Source organism: Streptomyces sp. RKAG290 (assembly GCF_023701695.1).
Taxonomy (GTDB): domain Bacteria; phylum Actinomycetota; class Actinomycetes; order Streptomycetales; family Streptomycetaceae; genus Streptomyces.
This window is the reverse complement of record NZ_JAJOZC010000001.1, coordinates 1933929-1949899: the sequence shown is the minus strand read 5'-3', so window position 1 is coordinate 1949899 and position 15971 is coordinate 1933929. Positions and strand designations below refer to the sequence as shown.

The window sequence follows — 15971 nt, the reverse complement described above, 5'->3', positions numbered from 1 at the left end:
GGCCCCGGCCCGCGCCCGCCGCGACGCCGGTGGAGACCACCCCGCGGACCCGACGGCGGGCACCCCCGCCCCGGCCTGCCGGGCCACGAACCCGCAGGACCGGCCCACGCACCCGCAACCGTGCCCCTCCGGATCGGAGAACCCTGATGACTCTCGTCACCGACCCCACCGCCCCTCGCATCGCCGTCGTCGGTGCGACGGGAGCCGTGGGCAGCACCCTCATCGAACTGATCGAGGAACGGGCACTGGCCTACCGCGAGATCCACCTCGTCGCCTCGACGCGCAGCGCCGGCCGGCGGCTCGCCGTCGACGGCCGCTCCTACCCGGTCCAGGCGCTGGAGGAGTTCGACTTCGGCCGCGCCGACATCGCCTTCTTCTCGGCCGGTACCTCGGTGAGCGAGGAGTGGGCGGGGACCGCGGCCGCACAGGGAGCGGTGGTGATCGACAACACCAACGCCTTCCGGATGGACCCCAAGACACCGCTCGTCGTGCCGCAGGTCAACGGCCATGTGCTGGAGACCCGTCCGGTCAGCGGCGTGATCGCGAACCCCAACTGCTCGACCATTCCCCTGACACGGGTGCTGCAGACGATCGAGCGGCGCTGGGGCATCCGGCAGGTGGTGACGAGCACCTACCAGGCCGCCTCGGGCGAGGGCCACCACGGCATCGAGGAGCTGCTCGAAGGCAGCGAGGTCGCACTGCGCGACCCGGACGCCGACCTTCCCGCGGAGCGCTTCAAGCCGGCGCTCGCCTTCAACGTCGTCCCCTTCATCGACAGGCTGCTGGACAGCGGGTTCACCCTGGAGGAGCAGAAGATGCTCCAGGAATCCCGCAAGATCCTCGGGCTTCCGCACCTGGACCTCACCGCCACCTGCGTGCGCGTCCCGGTGGTCAACTGCCATGCCGAGTCGGTCTGGGTCGAGGCGGGTTCCCCGGTGGCCCGCGACGACCTGATCACGCTGCTGAGCGCACTGCCCGAGGTCACCGTGCACGACGCGGAGGACCGGGCTGCCTTCCCCACCCCGCTCACCGCGGGGCATCCCGATCACGTGCACGTCGGCCGGGTGCGGGTGGCCCCGCACAATCCACGGGGCTTCTGGATGTGGCTGGTGTCGGACAACCTCCGGGTGGGCGCCGCCCTGAACGCCATGCAGATCGCCGAGTACGTGCTGGATCGCGGCTTCCTGGCCGGAGGCACCCGATGAGGGCCCGGACGAGCGCGAGCAACCGCCCCGCCGTGCTGAAGTTCGGCGGTTCCACCTTCCGTTCCCACGCCGCCTACCAGGACCTGGCGGCCGGGCTCGACACCCGGATCCGGGCCGAGGGCCGCCCGCTGGTGGTCGTGGTCAGCGCGATGCGGGGGGAGACGGAGGGGTTGCGCGAGCGCCTGCACGAGGTCAACCCGCACCCCCAGGACGCCACCGCGGCCGGCCTGCTCACCACCGGCGACCTGGTCAGCGCCCATCTGCTGGCCACCGCCCTGCACCGCGCCGGCCGCAGCGCGACGGTGCTGGCCGGCCACCAGATCGGGCTGACCACCAACTCCTCCTTCCTCTGGGCCCGGGTGACCGGCACGGACCCCGGCCCGTTGCGCAGGGCGCTGGAGCAGCACGAGGTCGTGGTGGTGCCGGGCGGCCAGGCGGCGGACGGCCAGGGGCGGCCGACCTGGCTCGGCAAGAACAGCTCGGACCTGTCCGCGCTCGCGGTCGCCGCGGCGGTCCGCAGCGACACCTGCGAGATCCACTCGGACGTCGACGGCATCTACACGTCCGATCCGCACCTGGTCACCGGGGCCCGGCTGCTGCCGCACGTCTCGTACAACATGGCCGCCCTGATGTCCCTGCACGGGGCGAAGGTGCTGCACCGCCGCGCCGTGCAACTCGCCCTGCGCCACCGCATCGAGATCGTGCTGCGCTACAACCGGTCCCCGTACACCGTGGGCACCAGGATCGGCACCGGCGGCGACCAGATGTCTGCGGTGATCTTCAACCAGCGCTCCTCGGTGCTGGGTTACGCCGACGACGCCCGGGCCGACGCCGCGCACCACGCCTTCCACCAGGCGGGGATCGAGACGGTGCGCCAGACGGGCGGGCCGTGGGTCGCGGTGGTCGGCGGCTACGTCGACGTGGACACCGTGCAGCGCGCGCACGGCATCGAGCCGGGGCGGTACCTGGGAGTCCCGGTCGCCGAGGTGCACGGCAGCAAGGTCACCGCACACATCGCCGAGAGCGGGGAGGACGCACTGCATCTCGCGCAACGACTCCATGACCGGATGGACTTCCCGTTCGCCGGCCATGGTCCCCAGTCCCGTCTCGCAGGAGTGTGAACGAGTGAGTACTGAAATCCTCCAGGCAGCGGACCGGCGTACGGCGCCCACTTTCGGGGAGCTGGTGCTCCCTGACGCGGTGCGCGACGCGATCGGCGCCGAACTGGCCCTGCTGCCGGACCCGGTGGCGGACATCGACCGGGCCATGACCCGCTACCACCGGGTCTTCGCGGCCCTTCCGCTGGAACTGCTGCAGCAGGTACTGGACTTCGGCCGGCACATCGACACGCCGGGCGGCGTCTTCGTACACAATCTCCCGGTCGACGAGACCCTGCCGCCCACCCCGGCGGACGGCGGTCCCGGCCGTGGCAAGCGGGGTTTCGTCGCCGAGGGCGTCCTGCTGGGACTGGCCGGCCTGATCGGTGAGCCCATCGGCGTCCTCACCGAGAAGGACGGCCGGATCGTCCACGACGTCGTCCCGGTGCGCGGGGGCGAGAGGACCCAGACCAACCAGGGTTCGGCGGTCTTCCTCAACTTCCACAGCGACATCACCTACGACTCGACCGGGCGCTACGACATCGCCAACCCGGACTTCCTGGTGCTCAACTGCCTGCGTGGCGACCGCTCGGGAGCGGCCGCCACGCATTACGCGGACGCCCGCGACATCTGCGGGCAGCTGACGGAGCAGGCGCTGGAGGTGCTGCGCAGTCCGCTGTTCCGGCTCGACGCGCCGGGCAGCTACACCCGAAGTGCCGCGGGCGGTGGACAGGTGCTGTCCGATCCCGTGCCGATCATCAGCGGGGCGGCGGAGTATCCGGAGATCACGATTTCGGCCAATGGCGTGCATCCCCTGACGAGGGGGGCCGTGACGGCCTTCGGGCAGTTGCAGGACGCGTGCCGGGCGGTGGCGCACACGGTGTGCCTGGAGCCGGGGCAGGCGCTTCTGATCAACAACCGCAAGGGAGTGCACGCACGATCGGAGTTCGTGGCCCGGCACGACGGCCGGGATCGCTGGCTGCAACGCGCCTACGTGCGCCGGAGCCTGTGGAACATCCGCTACCGGGTGACCCCCGCGGACCGGCGAGTTCACTACTGACGAGGAGAGCGGAGACAATGGTTCCGCTGTTTCACGGCCAGTGCAGGGTGTCGAAGCCCTCTGCCGGGCAGCGGGTCGGGTCCGTGGGGCGAGTCGCTGTCATGGTGTGCCCTTCCGGGGTATACGCGATTGAGCTCAAGAGATTTCTCTGTTGAACGATGAAATATGGTCCGTCGGTATGTTGTCCCATTTGTCATCGGCCACCGTGTTTATTTGTGCGGTTTCGTGGCTGGAAGCGGTCGGTGTCGAGGGCGTGGCGGAGTAGAGAACTCCGAAGGCCAGTGCGATCACCGGGATGCTCCGGACAACTGAATGACGGGTGTTCATCATTGCGTATCCCCCTGGGCTGGTTGGCTGATGTATTTTCTGGCCGCAAGAGAACCGTGCCATTTATGGAGATCCACTTCGAGTGGCAGGAACTGTCCTAGGATGGACCGGCAGCAAGTGGACAGGCAGAAGTGCCGATGCGGTGGGGGAGGGGCAATGGGGGAGCGTTTGCTGCTGGACGGCGTGGCCGTGGACGCCTACGCGTGGGCCTTGCGCAAGGGGGTCTTCGACGACGAGGAGATCGCGGCCGGGCTGGGTGTCGGCGTCGAGCTGATCGCGCAGGCCCGGGAAACCCTGCATGAGCTGCGGCTGCTCGGCCCGGTGGGGTCCGGCCCCACCATGGTGCCGCTCAACCCCGACGTGGCCGAGGCCGAACTGGTCACGCCGCTGGAGGTGTCGATCGCGCAGCGGCGCCAGCAGATCGCCGGCATCCACCGGCAGTTGAGGGTCCTGGCGGAGGTCTACCGCTCCCACGAACGGTCGGCCACCGACGATCTGCCGCCGATCCGGGTGCTGGACGACTTCGAAGAGGTGCGCCGTGAGATCGACCTGGCCCGCCGCCGGTGCACCGAGGAGCGGATCAGCCTTCAGCCGGGCGGCGGCCGCAGCGCCGAGATGCTGGAACAGGACCTGATGCAGACCCTGGAGATGCGGCGGCGCGGCATCCGCATCCGCACGCTCTACCAGCACACCGCCCGCTCCAGCCTCGCCACGCGTACCTACGTGCGGCAGATCTGCGAGGAGGGCGCGGAGGTCCGCACCGCCGAGGAACTCGCCGAACGCCTCATCATCTACGACCGAAAACTGGCGTTCATACCCAAGGAACGCACCGGAAAAGAACCGCCCGGTGCGGCCATTGTCTCGGACCCCACGCTCGTCGCGTACCTCTGCCGCTCATTCGAGTCCGTATGGCAGGGAAGCCAGCCGTTCGACGTGGGGCGGACCATTGAATACCAACAGGTCGCCGAGGATCTTCGAATGTCAATTCTTCGGCTGATGGCCATGGGTGTGAAGGACGAGGTGATCGCCAGACGTCTCGGTATGGCGACCAGGACCTGCCGTCGTCACATTTCTGCAATCATGGAGGAAATCGGCGCGACCAGTCGGTTCCAGGCCGGATTACTGATCGGTCGTCAGGGACTGATTCCCGACGACCAAGCAGAACTCCCGGTATTCGCCGGCATCGACGTGTCCGAATGATGACGGCCGGTGTCCTGGATCAGACACCCCCATGTTCTGGCCTTGCCCGGCCCGGCTTGATTTCCTGGGAAAGGAGTATTGAGTACGGCGTCAGCCGAACCCAGGAGGGGCTATGGACATCCGCCAGCTGGTCACGTTCCACAAGGTCGCGACGCTGCTCAGCTTCACTCGGGCCGCATCCGAACTGAAGTACGCGCAGTCCAGTGTCACCGCCCAGATCAAGTCCCTGGAACTGTCCCTCGGGGTGGATCTCTTCGACCGCCTCGGGGGCCGGATCCAGCTCACCGAGGCCGGCCAGCGGCTCCTGCCGTACGCGGAACAGATGGTCACCCTTGCGGGCGAGGCGCGCGGCGCGACGAGGGCGTCGCAGGAGCCCTCCGGCGCCCTCACGATCGGCTCGATGGAGAGCATCACCTCCTACCGGATGCCCCCGCTGCTGGAGTTCTTCCATCACCGATATCCGGCTCTGCAGATAGTGCTGCGCCCCAGCCTGTGCGCCGAGACCTGCCACGCGCTGCGCCAGGGCATGTTCGACATGGGCTTCCTGATGGAGGCCGAGACCCAGCACGCCGGCGTGCAGACCGAGGTGCTCGGTTCGGAACCGCTCACGGTGATCTCGGCCCCCGGCCACCCGCTGACCCGGGTCGAGAAGGTCACCACCGACGCTCTCCGCCAGACCCAGGTCGTCTCCGCCGAAGCGGGTTGCGCCTACCGGGAGTTGTTCGAGGCGGAACTCAACGACGGCACCGGGGAACCGCTGCCCTTCCTGGAGTTCGGCACGATCGAGTCCATCAAGCGCGGCGTCGCCGCGGGCCTGGGCATCAGCCTGCTGCCGACCGCCACCGTGGCGGACGCCCTGGAGGCCGGCACGCTGGTCAGCCTCCCCTGGAGCATCCCGTTCGAGGTGCACACCCAGATCGCCTGGCGACGCGGCAAGAACCTCTCCAGGGAGATGCGGGTCTTCGTCGACCAGACCATCCGCTTCCTCGCGGAGGAGTACTCGGGCGCGCTGGTCTGAGCGCGCCCGCGGACCCCGGCCGACTGCGACGCCGCACGGGCACCGGCTGCGGGAGGGTGCGCCGCCGCCCCGGCGGCCGGCGGCCGGCGGCCTTGGGCGCGTCCCGCCGCGGACCCGCGCCCGCACATGAAAGAGGCCCTCCGACCTGGCGCAATGCCTGATCAGAGGGCCTATTCGGCACCTTTTGCAAGGTGCCCCCGGCAGGATTCGAACCTGCGCACCCGGCTCCGGAGGCCGATGCTCTATCCCCTGAGCTACGGGGGCGTATCGCTGTGTTGTTCTGCGACGGGTGAAACACTACCAGCTTCACCGGGGTGGCTGTGAACAGGTATTTCCGCGCCGCCGCCGGGGTGGCACAGGCCCTGCCGGGCCGGTCGCACGCACATCCGGCCAACCTGTACCGCCATCCCTCCGGGGACGGAAGTGGGCAAAACCCGGACGCAGACACTCCGCCCGCCTACTCTCGAAGTGTGTCAGGGGCGCTCGGCCGCGTGCTTGTTGTCGACGACAACAAGGTCATCCGGCAGTTGATCAGGGTCAATCTCGAGCTTGAGGGGTTCGAGGTCGTGACCGCGGCCGATGGTGTCGAGTGTCTGGATCTCGTGCATCGCTTCAGTCCCGACGTGATCACGCTCGATGTCGTGATGCCCCGACTGGACGGCCTGCAGACAGCCACCAGGCTGCGCGCCGACCCACGGACCCGCCATCTGCCCGTGGCGGTCATCAGCGCCTGCACGCCGTACGAGGTGGACAACGGTGTCGCGGCAGGGGTCGACGCCTTCCTCGCCAAGCCCTTCGAGCCGAGCGAGCTGGTGCGCGTCGTGCGGCAGTTGATGGAGTGCGGGCGGCCGCCGGTGCTGGACGGCGGACGCGGTGCCGGGCGGGCGGAGAGCGCCGCCGGCTGACCGGATGGCGAAACCGGTTCGCGAAACGCCCCCCTCCCTCCCATACGCTGGTGCCGTGACCCCCGTCGATCTCTCCACGACCGTGCTGCACGCCGTGCGCCGTGCGGTCGACGAGGACGCCTTGCGCGCGCCCGTGCCCGCGCGCGTGCGAGTGGAGAGGACCCGGCCCGGCGGCCGCGGCGACTACGCCTGCGCCGTCGCCCTCCAGCTGGCCGGACCCGCCGCGCTGCCCGCACGGCGGGTGGCCGAGATCCTGCGCGAGCGGATGGCCGGGGCGCCCGGGATCGGACGGGTCGAGATCACCGGACCCGGATTCCTGAACTTCACACTCGACGCCTCCTTCGACGCCGCCGCGCAGCGCGCGCTCCTGCACCGGGTGCGGCAACAGGGACCGCGGTACGGACACGGCGACGCACGCGCCGGGGACCTGCTGCAGTTCAGCCACGCCCGCGAGGTCCGGGCCGCGGTCACCGCCCACGCGGTGGGCCGGCTCGTCCGTGCGCAGGGCGCGCTCGTGCGCGTCAGCTGCGACGAGGAGCCCGACCCGGACTGGGCACGGCTGGGAGTCACCGTCGATGCCCACGGGCGGCCCCCCGTGCCCCTGACGGAGATACGGCCGGTCCCGGCCGGCGCCACCGCCGCCCAGCTGCTCGGCCGGCTCGGACCCGACGCCACCCGCTGGGGGCTGCTCCGGCCCGCCGGACACGACCGCGCCCCCCTCGGGGACGAGCTCCTCGTCCAGGGCGAGGCCAATCCGCTGTTCCTGGTCCGCTACGCCCACTCCCGCACCCGCGCGCTCGGCCGCGGCGCGGCGCTGCTCGGGATCACCGTCGCCCGGGACGAGGAGGTCGAGCCCGTCGAGGAGGCCACGGCGCTCACGCTGCTCGCGCTCCTCGCCGACCACCCCGCCGTCCTCGCCGCCGCCGCGCGCCGCCGCGCGCCCGACCGGGTCGCCCGCCACCTCGAAGCCCTCGCACAGGCGTTCTTCGACTTCCACGACGCGGCGTCGCCGCTCCCCGTCGGGGACGAGAAACCCTCGGCCGCCCACCGCACCCGGCTCGCCCTTGCCGAAGCCGCCGGGACGGTGCTCGCAGGCGGCCTGTCCCTGCTCGGCATCGAAGCGCCCCCACACCTCTGAGAGACCGAGAGAGCAGAGCAACACGATGAGCCGATCCGCACACCCCGCCGGACCCCGCCACGCCGACGTCATGTCGGAGGGTCACTACAGCGCCCCGGCAGAGGACCTCAACATCCTCGACGAGAAGGTCTGGGCCCGTACCGTCACCCGGGACGAGCACGGTGCACTGACCGTCGGCGGGATCGAAGTCGCCCGGCTGGCCGAGGAGTTCGGCACCCCGGCCTACTTCCTCGACGAAGCCGACTTCCGGGCCCGCTGCCGCGCCTGGTCCGATGCGTTCGGGCCGGGCGCGGACGTCTTCTACGCCGGCAAGGCCTTCCTCTCCCGCGCGGTCGTGCGCTGGCTGAAGGAGGAGGGGCTCAACCTCGACGTCTGCTCCGGCGGCGAGCTGACCACCGCCCTGGACGCGGGGATGCCCGCCGAGCGCATCGCCTTCCACGGCAACAACAAGACGGTCGAGGAGATCGAGCGGGCCGTCTCGGCCGGTGTCGGACGGATCGTGCTCGACTCCTTCCAGGAGATCGTCCGGGTCTCGCACATCGCGCAGCGGCTCGGCCGGCGCCAGCCTGTACAGATCCGGGTGACCGTCGGCGTCGAGGCGCACACCCACGAGTTCATCGCCACCGCGCACGAGGACCAGAAGTTCGGCATCGCGCTGGCCGGCGGACTGGCCGCGGAGGCGGTTCGGCGGGCACTCACCCTCGACGGCCTCGAACTCATCGGCATCCACTCGCACATCGGCTCGCAGATCTTCGACATGGCCGGCTTCGAGGTCTCCGCCCGGCGCGTGGTGCAGCTGCTCGCCGAGGTACGCGACGAGCACGGCGTCGAGCTGCCCGAGATCGACCTCGGCGGCGGCCTCGGCATCGCGTACACCTCCGAGGACGACCCGCGCGAGCCGCACGAGATCGCCAAGGCGCTCGGCGACATCGTGACCCGCGAGTGCGAGTCCGCCGGCCTCGCCACCCCCCGGATCTCCGTCGAGCCGGGCCGCGCCATCGTCGGACCGACCGCCTTCACGCTCTACGAGGTCGGCACGATCAAGCCCCTGGAGGGGCTGCGCACCTACGTCAGCGTCGACGGCGGCATGTCCGACAACATCCGCACCGCGCTGTACGACGCCGAGTACAGCGTCGCGCTCGTCTCGCGCACCTCCGACGCCGAGCCGATGCTCGTCCGGGTGGTCGGCAAGCACTGCGAGAGCGGCGACATCGTGGTCAAGGATGCCTTTCTGCCTTCCGACCTGGCCCCCGGCGACCTGATCGCGGTCCCCGCCACCGGCGCGTACTGCCGCTCCATGGCGAGCAACTACAACCACGCCCTGCGCCCGCCCGTCGTCGCCGTGCGTGACGGCGAGGCGCGGGTCATCGTCCGGCGTGAGACGGAGGAAGATCTCCTGCGTCTCGACGTCGGCTGATGCCGTATTTCCCGGGGGGCACTCCCGGTCCCCCGTAAACATCTCAGGATCCGGACGGGTGGCAGGAACACCCGTCCGGTGAGTGAGACTGGTCCATACATCAGATGTAAAGGAAACGAGGTCGGATGATGCGTACGCGTCCGCTGAAGGTGGCGCTGCTGGGCTGTGGAGTGGTCGGCTCAGAGGTGGCGCGCATCATGACGACGCACGCCGACGACCTCGCCGCGCGCATCGGCGCGCCGGTGGAGCTCGCCGGTGTCGCCGTGCGCCGGCCCTCCAAGGTGCGCGAGGGCATCGACCCCGCACTGATCACCACCGACGCGACCGCCCTGGTCAAACGGGGCGACATCGACGTCGTCATCGAGGTCATCGGTGGCATCGAGCCCGCCCGCACGCTCATCAGGACCGCCTTCGAGCACGGCGCGAGCGTCGTCTCCGCCAACAAGGCGCTGCTCGCCGAGGACGGCGCGGCGCTGCACGCCGACGCCGAGAAGCACGGCCGTGACCTCTACTACGAGGCCGCCGTGGCCGGCGCCATCCCGCTCGTCCGGCCGCTGCGCGAGTCCCTCGCGGGGGACAAGGTCAACCGGGTCCTGGGCATCGTCAACGGCACCACGAACTTCATCCTCGACAAGATGGACACCAGCGGCGCCGGATACTCCGAGGCGCTGGACGAGGCCACCGCGCTCGGGTACGCCGAGGCCGACCCGACCGCCGACGTCGAGGGCTTCGACGCGGCCGCCAAGGCCGCGATCCTCGCCGGAATCGCCTTCCACACCCGGGTGAGGATCGGCGACGTGCACCGCGAGGGCATCACCGAGGTCACCGCCGCCGACATCGCCTCCGCCCGCCGGATGGGCTGCACGGTCAAGCTCCTCGCCATCTGCGAGCGCGCCGCCGACGGGCAGTCGGTCACGGCCCGCGTGCACCCCGCGATGATCCCGCTCAGCCACCCGCTGGCCTCCGTCCGCGAGGCGTACAACGCGGTGTTCGTCGAGGCCGAGGCCGCCGGGCAGCTGATGTTCTACGGCCCCGGCGCCGGCGGCGCACCGACCGCCTCCGCGGTCCTCGGCGACCTCGTCGCGGTCTGCCGCAACCGGCTCAACGAGGCCCCCGGGCCCGGCGAGTCCGCGTACACGCGTCTGCCGGTGAGCCCCATGGGCGACGTCGTCACGCGGTACCACATCAGTCTCGACGTGGCCGACAAGCCTGGCGTACTCGCCCAGGTCGCGACGGTCTTCGCCGAACAGGGCGTATCCATCGATACGGTCCGTCAGAAAGGCCGACAGGACAAGAGCGGCGAGGCTTCGCTCGTCGTCGTCACCCACCGCGCGCCCGACGCCGCCCTTTCCAGGACCGTCGAGGCGCTGCGCAAGCTCGACACCGTACGTGGTGTCGCCAGCATCATGCGTGTTGAAGGGGAGTAAGGACCCATGACCACCAAGGGCACCCACCAGTGGCGCGGCATCATCGAGGAGTACCGGGACCGTCTTCCGGTCACGAGCACGACGCCTGTCGTCACGCTCCGTGAGGGCGGCACGCCGCTCGTCCCCGCTCAGGTCCTCTCCGAGCGCACGGGCTGCGAGGTGCACCTCAAGGTCGAGGGCGCCAACCCCACCGGATCCTTCAAGGACCGCGGAATGACGATGGCGATCACCCGGGCCAAGGAGGAGGGCGCGCAGGCCGTCATCTGCGCCTCCACCGGCAACACCTCCGCCTCCGCCGCCGCGTACGCGGTGCGGGCCGGAATGGTCTGCGCCGTCCTCGTGCCGCAGGGCAAGATCGCGCTCGGCAAGATGGGCCAGGCGCTCGTGCACGGCGCGAAGATCCTCCAGGTCGACGGCAACTTCGACGACTGCCTGACACTGGCCCGCTCGCTCTCGGACAACTACCCCGTGGCGCTGGTCAATTCGGTCAACCCGGTCCGCATCGAGGGCCAGAAGACCGCCGCGTTCGAGATTGTCGACGCGCTCGGCGACGCCCCCGACATCCACGTACTCCCGGTCGGCAACGCGGGCAACATCACCGCGTACTGGAAGGGGTACACGGAGTACGCCAAGGACGCGATCGCCGGGCACACCCCGCGGATGTGGGGCTTCCAGGCCTCCGGTTCCGCGCCCATCGTGCGTGGCGAGATCGTCAAGGACCCGTCGACCATCGCCACCGCCATCCGGATCGGCAACCCCGCTTCGTGGCAGTACGCGCTCGCCGCACGGGACGAGTCGGGCGGCTTCATCGACGAGGTGACGGACCGGCAGATCCTGTCCGCCTACCGGCTGTTGGCATCCCAGGAGGGTGTCTTCGTGGAGCCCGCGTCGGCCGCCTCCGTCGCGGGCCTGCTCAAGGCCGCCGAAGAGGGCAAGGTCGACCCGGGCCAGCGGATCGTCTGCACGGTCACCGGCAACGGCCTCAAGGACCCGGACTGGGCCGTCGCGGGTGCCCCGCAGCCGGTCACGGTCCCGGTCGACGCGGTCACCGCCGCCCAGAAGCTGGGCCTCGCGTAGGACACACCCCGCGGCGGTCGCGACGCCGCTCCGGACCTGATGCGCACATCGGGCCCGGGTGTCGCGACCGCCGCGGTGGATTCGTCAGGAAGAAGGGCCAATCGCCCTTTTCCGAGGCGGAGAGCGCACCGGCGGCGTGCGACACGCATCGTGCGCCTCCTGTGCGCCCTGTGTCGCCACAGAACCTTCCTTCGATAAGCTGTACCCAACCCACCCCGCCGCGCACGCCGGGGTGTCCGGGACGTTGCGGCCGTCGGTGCATTCCCGGGCCCGCGCAATACCCGCCGCCGCAATCGCCCCGAGGAATCCCCGAGAACCCGTAGGCCCCGAAAAACCCGAAGAGCCCGAAGAGCCGCAAAGAGACCCCAAATATCTCGCGGCTCCTCGAATTCCCCGCCGCCTCACAAGGAGAGTCGTCAGAGCGATGGCCGGTCCCGCCTTCCGAGCCGCCGCCGTCCGGGTGCGCGTGCCGGCAACCAGCGCCAACCTGGGCCCCGGCTTCGACGCCCTCGGCCTGTCGCTGGGCCTGTACGACGACGTCGTCGTCCGCGTCGCCGACGCCGGGCTGCACATCGACATCGCCGGTGAGGGCGCGGACACGCTGCCCCGCGACGAGAGCCACCTGCTCGTACGGTCCCTGCGCACGGCCTTCGACCTGCTCGGCGGACAGCCCCGCGGCCTGGAGATCGTCTGCGCCAACCGCATCCCGCACGGCCGCGGCCTCGGCTCGTCCTCCGCCGCGATCTGCGCCGGCATCGTCGCCGCCCGCGCCGTGACGACCGGCGGAGACGCCCGGCTCGACGACGCGGCCCTGCTGGAACTCGCCACCGAGATCGAGGGCCACCCGGACAACGTCGCCGCCTGTCTGCTCGGCGGGTTCACGCTGGCCTGGATGGACGGCGGATCGGCGCGCGCCATCAGGATGGATCCCGCTGATTCCATCGTTCCGGTGGTTTTCGTCCCCGGCAAGCCGGTTCTCACCGAGACCGCCCGCGGCCTGCTGCCCCGTACCGTTCCGCACGTCGACGCCGCCTTCAACGCGGGCCGTGCCGCCCTCCTCGTCGAGGCTCTGACCAGGCGCCCCGAGCTGCTGCTCACGGCCACCGAGGACCGGCTGCACCAGGAATACCGCTCCCCGGCGATGCCGCAGAGCGTGGAACTCGTGAACCGACTGCGCGCCGACGGCGTCCCCGCAGTCATCTCCGGTGCCGGGCCGACCGTGCTGGCGCTGGCCGGGGACGGTGCGGCCGACAAGGTCGCACGGCTGGCGGGCGAGGGATGGGCGGCCAACCGGCTCACTCTCGACGTCCCGGGTGCGAGCGTGCTGCCGCTCGCCCCGTAGCCGAGAAGTGATTGCCGGTGAGTGAGAGGGGGAATGTTTGTTGGAGCCGGTAGTGTTAACCTCAAGTCTGCAATCGACGTCTATGAGGCGCGTTGCTTCGTGTCCCTTTCCGGGACCACCTTTTCTTCCGGGAGCCTCCCCAACTGCCTGAGCAGCCTGCCTGAGCAGTTTCGAGCACGCTCCGGAACCGGCACGACACCCTCTCGCTCGTCCAGGAGTGGGCCGAGCAGGGGGATGCTCGCGCCGGGCCCATGCACACGTTCATCTCTCCGCCGTACCTCTCCGGCGGACCACCGCCCCGGCACGGTCCGCACAACCAAAGACCGCAGTCGGACAGCACAACCGGTCGCCGAGCCAGAAGGCCGACGTCCGCTCCAGGGAAGGACCCTTCGTGAGCGACACCACCGATCTGATGGGCGTGACTGCCGACAAGAGCGTCGACAGCGCCGCGCCTGCCGAAGGTGCTGCCACTGGCACCACCGCACGGCGCCGCCGCTCCGGCACCGGCCTTGACGGCATGGTCCTGGCCGAGCTGCAGCAGGTCGCGTCCGGCCTCGGGATCAAGGGCACTGCGCGGATGCGCAAGAGCCAGCTGATCGAGGTCATCAAGGAGGCCCAGGCCGGCTCCTCCGCGCCCAAGGCCAAGGCCGCTGCCGCGGCCCCCGCCGAGGCCGAGAGCAAGCCGAAGCGCCGGGCCACCTCCAAGGCGCGCACGGGCGCCGGGGACGAGACCCCGGCCGCCGCGCCCGCCGACAAGGCCGCGGCCCAGCAGCAGATCGACATCCCCGGTCAGCCGGCCAACGACGAGCAGCCCGCGGGCGAGCGCCGCCGGCGCCGCGCGACCGCTCAGGCGGGCAGCCCGGACACCAAGGCCGACGCCAAGGCGCCGTCCAAGGACCGGGCGCAGGACGAGCCGAAGCACGAGGCACCCGCCGAGGACCGCTCCGAGGCCAAGGCCGAAGCCGCCGCGGACAACGCCGAGGGCCGCCGGGGCGACCGCCAGGACCGCGGTCAGCGCGGCGAGCGTGGCGACCGCGGTGACCGCGGCGACCGCCGCGAGCGCCAGCGCGACCGCCGCGGCAAGGGCGGCGACGAGCAGGGCGGCGGCCAGGGCGGCCAGCGCCAGCAGCGCCAGGGGCAGGGGCAGGGCCAGGGCCAGGGTCAGAACCAGGGCCAGGGCCAGAACCAGGGCCAGCAGGGTGGCGGCGGGCCGCAGGACGACGGCTTCGACGACGAGGGCGGCCGGCGCGGCCGGCGCGGCCGCTACCGCGACCGCCGTGGCCGTCGTGGCCGCGACGACTTCGCGAGCGACGCACCGCCGGTCACCGACGACGACGTCCTGATCCCCGTCGCCGGCATCCTGGACATCCTCGACAACTACGCGTTCATCCGGACCTCCGGCTACCTGCCGGGCCCGAACGACGTGTACGTCTCGCTCGCCCAGGTCCGCAAGAACGGCCTGCGCAAGGGTGACCACGTCACCGGTGCGGTGCGCCAGCCCAAGGACGGCGAGCGCCGCGAGAAGTTCAACGCGCTGGTCCGCCTCGACACGGTCAACGGCATGGCGCCCGAAACCGGCCGCGCCCGGCCGGAGTTCCAGAAGCTGACGCCGCTCTACCCGCAGGACCGGCTCCGTCTGGAGACCGACTCCAACATCCTGACGACGCGGATCGTCGACCTGGTCGCCCCCATCGGCAAGGGCCAGCGAGGCCTGATCGTGGCCCCGCCGAAGACCGGTAAGACCATGATCCTGCAGGCGATCGCCAACGCCATCACGGTCAACAGCCCCGAGTGCCACCTGATGGTCGTCCTGGTCGACGAGCGTCCGGAAGAGGTCACCGACATGCAGCGGTCGGTGAAGGGCGAGGTCATCTCCTCGACCTTCGACCGTCCCGCCGAGGACCACACCACCGTCGCCGAACTGGCCATCGAGCGCGCCAAGCGTCTCGTGGAGCTGGGCCACGACGTGGTCGTCCTGCTGGACTCGATCACCCGCCTGGGCCGCGCGTACAACCTCGCGGCCCCCGCCTCCGGACGCATCCTGTCCGGTGGTGTCGACTCGACCGCGCTGTACCCGCCGAAGCGCTTCTTCGGTGCCGCGCGCAACATCGAGGACGGCGGCTCGCTGACCATCCTGGCCACGGCGCTCGTCGAGACCGGCTCGCGCATGGACGAGGTGATCTTCGAGGAGTTCAAGGGCACCGGCAACATGGAGCTCAAGCTCGACCGTAAGCTCTCCGACAAGCGCATCTTCCCCGCGGTGGACGTCGACGCGTCCAGCACCCGTAAGGAAGAAATCCTGCTCGGCAGCGACGAGTTGGCGATTGTCTGGAAGCTGCGCCGGGTGCTCCACGCGCTGGACCAGCAGCAGGCGATCGAGCTTCTCCTGGACCGGATGAAGAAGACCCAGTCCAACGCGGAGTTCCTGCTCCAGATCCAGAAGACGACGCCGGCCCCGGGCAACAACGACTAGTCGTAGCCCCTCGCCCGCAGCACAGGGCCGCCTCCGCCACTTCGGTGCCGGGGGCGGCCCTGTGTCGTCCCCCGGTGTGACGCGATCCGCCCCGGCCGTTGCCGACCCGAGACCTTCACCACACGCCCGTCCGCGCCGGCGCGGGCCGGTATTGCCTGTACCGGGCAAGAAACCGCAGGTGAACGCCGGATCACCAGCTGTTCCCGTGCTTCGCAGGCACCCCTCACGCCCACCCGGCGGGGACAGCTCCCTGTGCAACCCTTCTTGTCGCCGCCGCGTCGTACC

At 70.6% G+C, this 15971-nt stretch carries 12 protein-coding genes and 1 tRNA gene; 12 read left to right on the top strand and 1 reads right to left on the bottom strand.

Going from position 1 to position 15971, the window contains the following annotated elements; all coding sequences use genetic code 11:
* Nucleotides 1-146: 146 nt before the first annotated feature.
* From LNW71_RS08130 to LNW71_RS08110, 5 genes are all read left to right on the top strand, one after another.
* Complete coding sequence (locus tag LNW71_RS08130; RefSeq protein ID WP_250967620.1) at nucleotides 147-1205, top strand: aspartate-semialdehyde dehydrogenase; 1059 nt, start codon at nucleotides 147-149, stop codon at nucleotides 1203-1205.
* Complete coding sequence (locus tag LNW71_RS08125; RefSeq protein ID WP_250967619.1) at nucleotides 1202-2326, top strand: aspartate kinase; 1125 nt, start codon at nucleotides 1202-1204, stop codon at nucleotides 2324-2326. Before LNW71_RS08130 ends, LNW71_RS08125 begins: the two co-directional genes overlap by 4 nt.
* A 4-nt stretch (nucleotides 2327-2330) precedes the next feature.
* The gene (locus LNW71_RS08120) at nucleotides 2331-3362 is read left to right on the top strand and encodes a TauD/TfdA family dioxygenase (RefSeq protein WP_250967618.1); all 1032 of its coding nucleotides are present in this window, start codon (nucleotides 2331-2333) and stop codon (nucleotides 3360-3362) included.
* A 495-nt stretch (nucleotides 3363-3857) separates the two neighbouring features.
* Nucleotides 3858-4889 carry a LuxR C-terminal-related transcriptional regulator gene (locus LNW71_RS08115; RefSeq protein ID WP_250967617.1) on the top strand — a complete coding sequence of 344 codons (1032 nt, stop codon included), beginning with the start codon at nucleotides 3858-3860 and terminating at the stop codon, nucleotides 4887-4889.
* 112 nt (nucleotides 4890-5001) lie between these two features.
* A complete protein-coding gene (locus tag LNW71_RS08110; RefSeq protein ID WP_250967616.1) occupies nucleotides 5002-5907 on the top strand; it encodes a LysR family transcriptional regulator in 906 nt (301 codons plus the stop codon).
* Nucleotides 5908-6099: 192 nt separating this feature from the next.
* Here the strand turns inward: LNW71_RS08110 and LNW71_RS08105 are convergent.
* Nucleotides 6100-6171 (bottom strand) — tRNA-Arg (locus tag LNW71_RS08105).
* 227 nt (nucleotides 6172-6398) lie between these two features.
* Between LNW71_RS08105 and LNW71_RS08100 the strand changes: the two genes are divergently transcribed.
* The 7 genes from LNW71_RS08100 to rho all read left to right on the top strand — a co-directional run bounded on the left by LNW71_RS08100 (nucleotide 6399) and on the right by rho (nucleotide 15686).
* Nucleotides 6399-6812, top strand: a complete 414-nt coding sequence (locus tag LNW71_RS08100) for a PleD family two-component system response regulator (RefSeq protein WP_250971932.1) — start codon at nucleotides 6399-6401, stop codon at nucleotides 6810-6812.
* Nucleotides 6813-6867: 55 nt separating this feature from the next.
* The gene (gene nrtL / locus LNW71_RS08095; protein ID WP_250967615.1) at nucleotides 6868-7950 is read left to right on the top strand and encodes an ArgS-related anticodon-binding protein NrtL; all 1083 of its coding nucleotides are present in this window, start codon (nucleotides 6868-6870) and stop codon (nucleotides 7948-7950) included.
* A gap of 25 nt (nucleotides 7951-7975) precedes the next feature.
* On the top strand, nucleotides 7976-9367 hold the full coding sequence (gene lysA / locus LNW71_RS08090; RefSeq protein ID WP_250967614.1) for a diaminopimelate decarboxylase: 1392 nt from the start codon (nucleotides 7976-7978) through the stop codon (nucleotides 9365-9367).
* Nucleotides 9368-9492: 125 nt separating this feature from the next.
* Entirely contained in the window at nucleotides 9493-10794 is a 1302-nt protein-coding gene (locus LNW71_RS08085) for a homoserine dehydrogenase (protein WP_250967613.1), read from the top strand.
* Between the two features lie 6 nt (nucleotides 10795-10800).
* On the top strand, nucleotides 10801-11871 hold the full coding sequence (thrC, locus tag LNW71_RS08080) for a threonine synthase (protein ID WP_250967612.1): 1071 nt from the start codon (nucleotides 10801-10803) through the stop codon (nucleotides 11869-11871).
* Between the two features lie 424 nt (nucleotides 11872-12295).
* Nucleotides 12296-13213, top strand: coding sequence for a homoserine kinase (thrB, locus tag LNW71_RS08075; protein WP_250967611.1), 918 nt, complete (start codon nucleotides 12296-12298; stop codon nucleotides 13211-13213).
* A 391-nt stretch (nucleotides 13214-13604) separates the two neighbouring features.
* Complete coding sequence (gene rho / locus LNW71_RS08070) at nucleotides 13605-15686, top strand: transcription termination factor Rho (protein ID WP_250967610.1); 2082 nt, start codon at nucleotides 13605-13607, stop codon at nucleotides 15684-15686.
* The last annotated feature ends 285 nt before the right edge of the window (nucleotides 15687-15971 follow it).

Coding starts and splice junctions, on each gene's coding strand:
- LNW71_RS08130 (WP_250967620.1), top strand. CDS start 147: ATGACTCTCGTCACCGACCCCACCGCCCCTCGCATCGCCGTCGTCGGT.
- LNW71_RS08125 (WP_250967619.1), top strand. CDS start 1,202: ATGAGGGCCCGGACGAGCGCGAGCAACCGCCCCGCCGTGCTGAAGTTC.
- LNW71_RS08110 (WP_250967616.1), top strand. CDS start 5,002: ATGGACATCCGCCAGCTGGTCACGTTCCACAAGGTCGCGACGCTGCTC.
- lysA (WP_250967614.1), top strand. CDS start 7,976: ATGAGCCGATCCGCACACCCCGCCGGACCCCGCCACGCCGACGTCATG.
- LNW71_RS08085 (WP_250967613.1), top strand. CDS start 9,493: ATGATGCGTACGCGTCCGCTGAAGGTGGCGCTGCTGGGCTGTGGAGTG.
- thrC (WP_250967612.1), top strand. CDS start 10,801: ATGACCACCAAGGGCACCCACCAGTGGCGCGGCATCATCGAGGAGTAC.
- thrB (WP_250967611.1), top strand. CDS start 12,296: ATGGCCGGTCCCGCCTTCCGAGCCGCCGCCGTCCGGGTGCGCGTGCCG.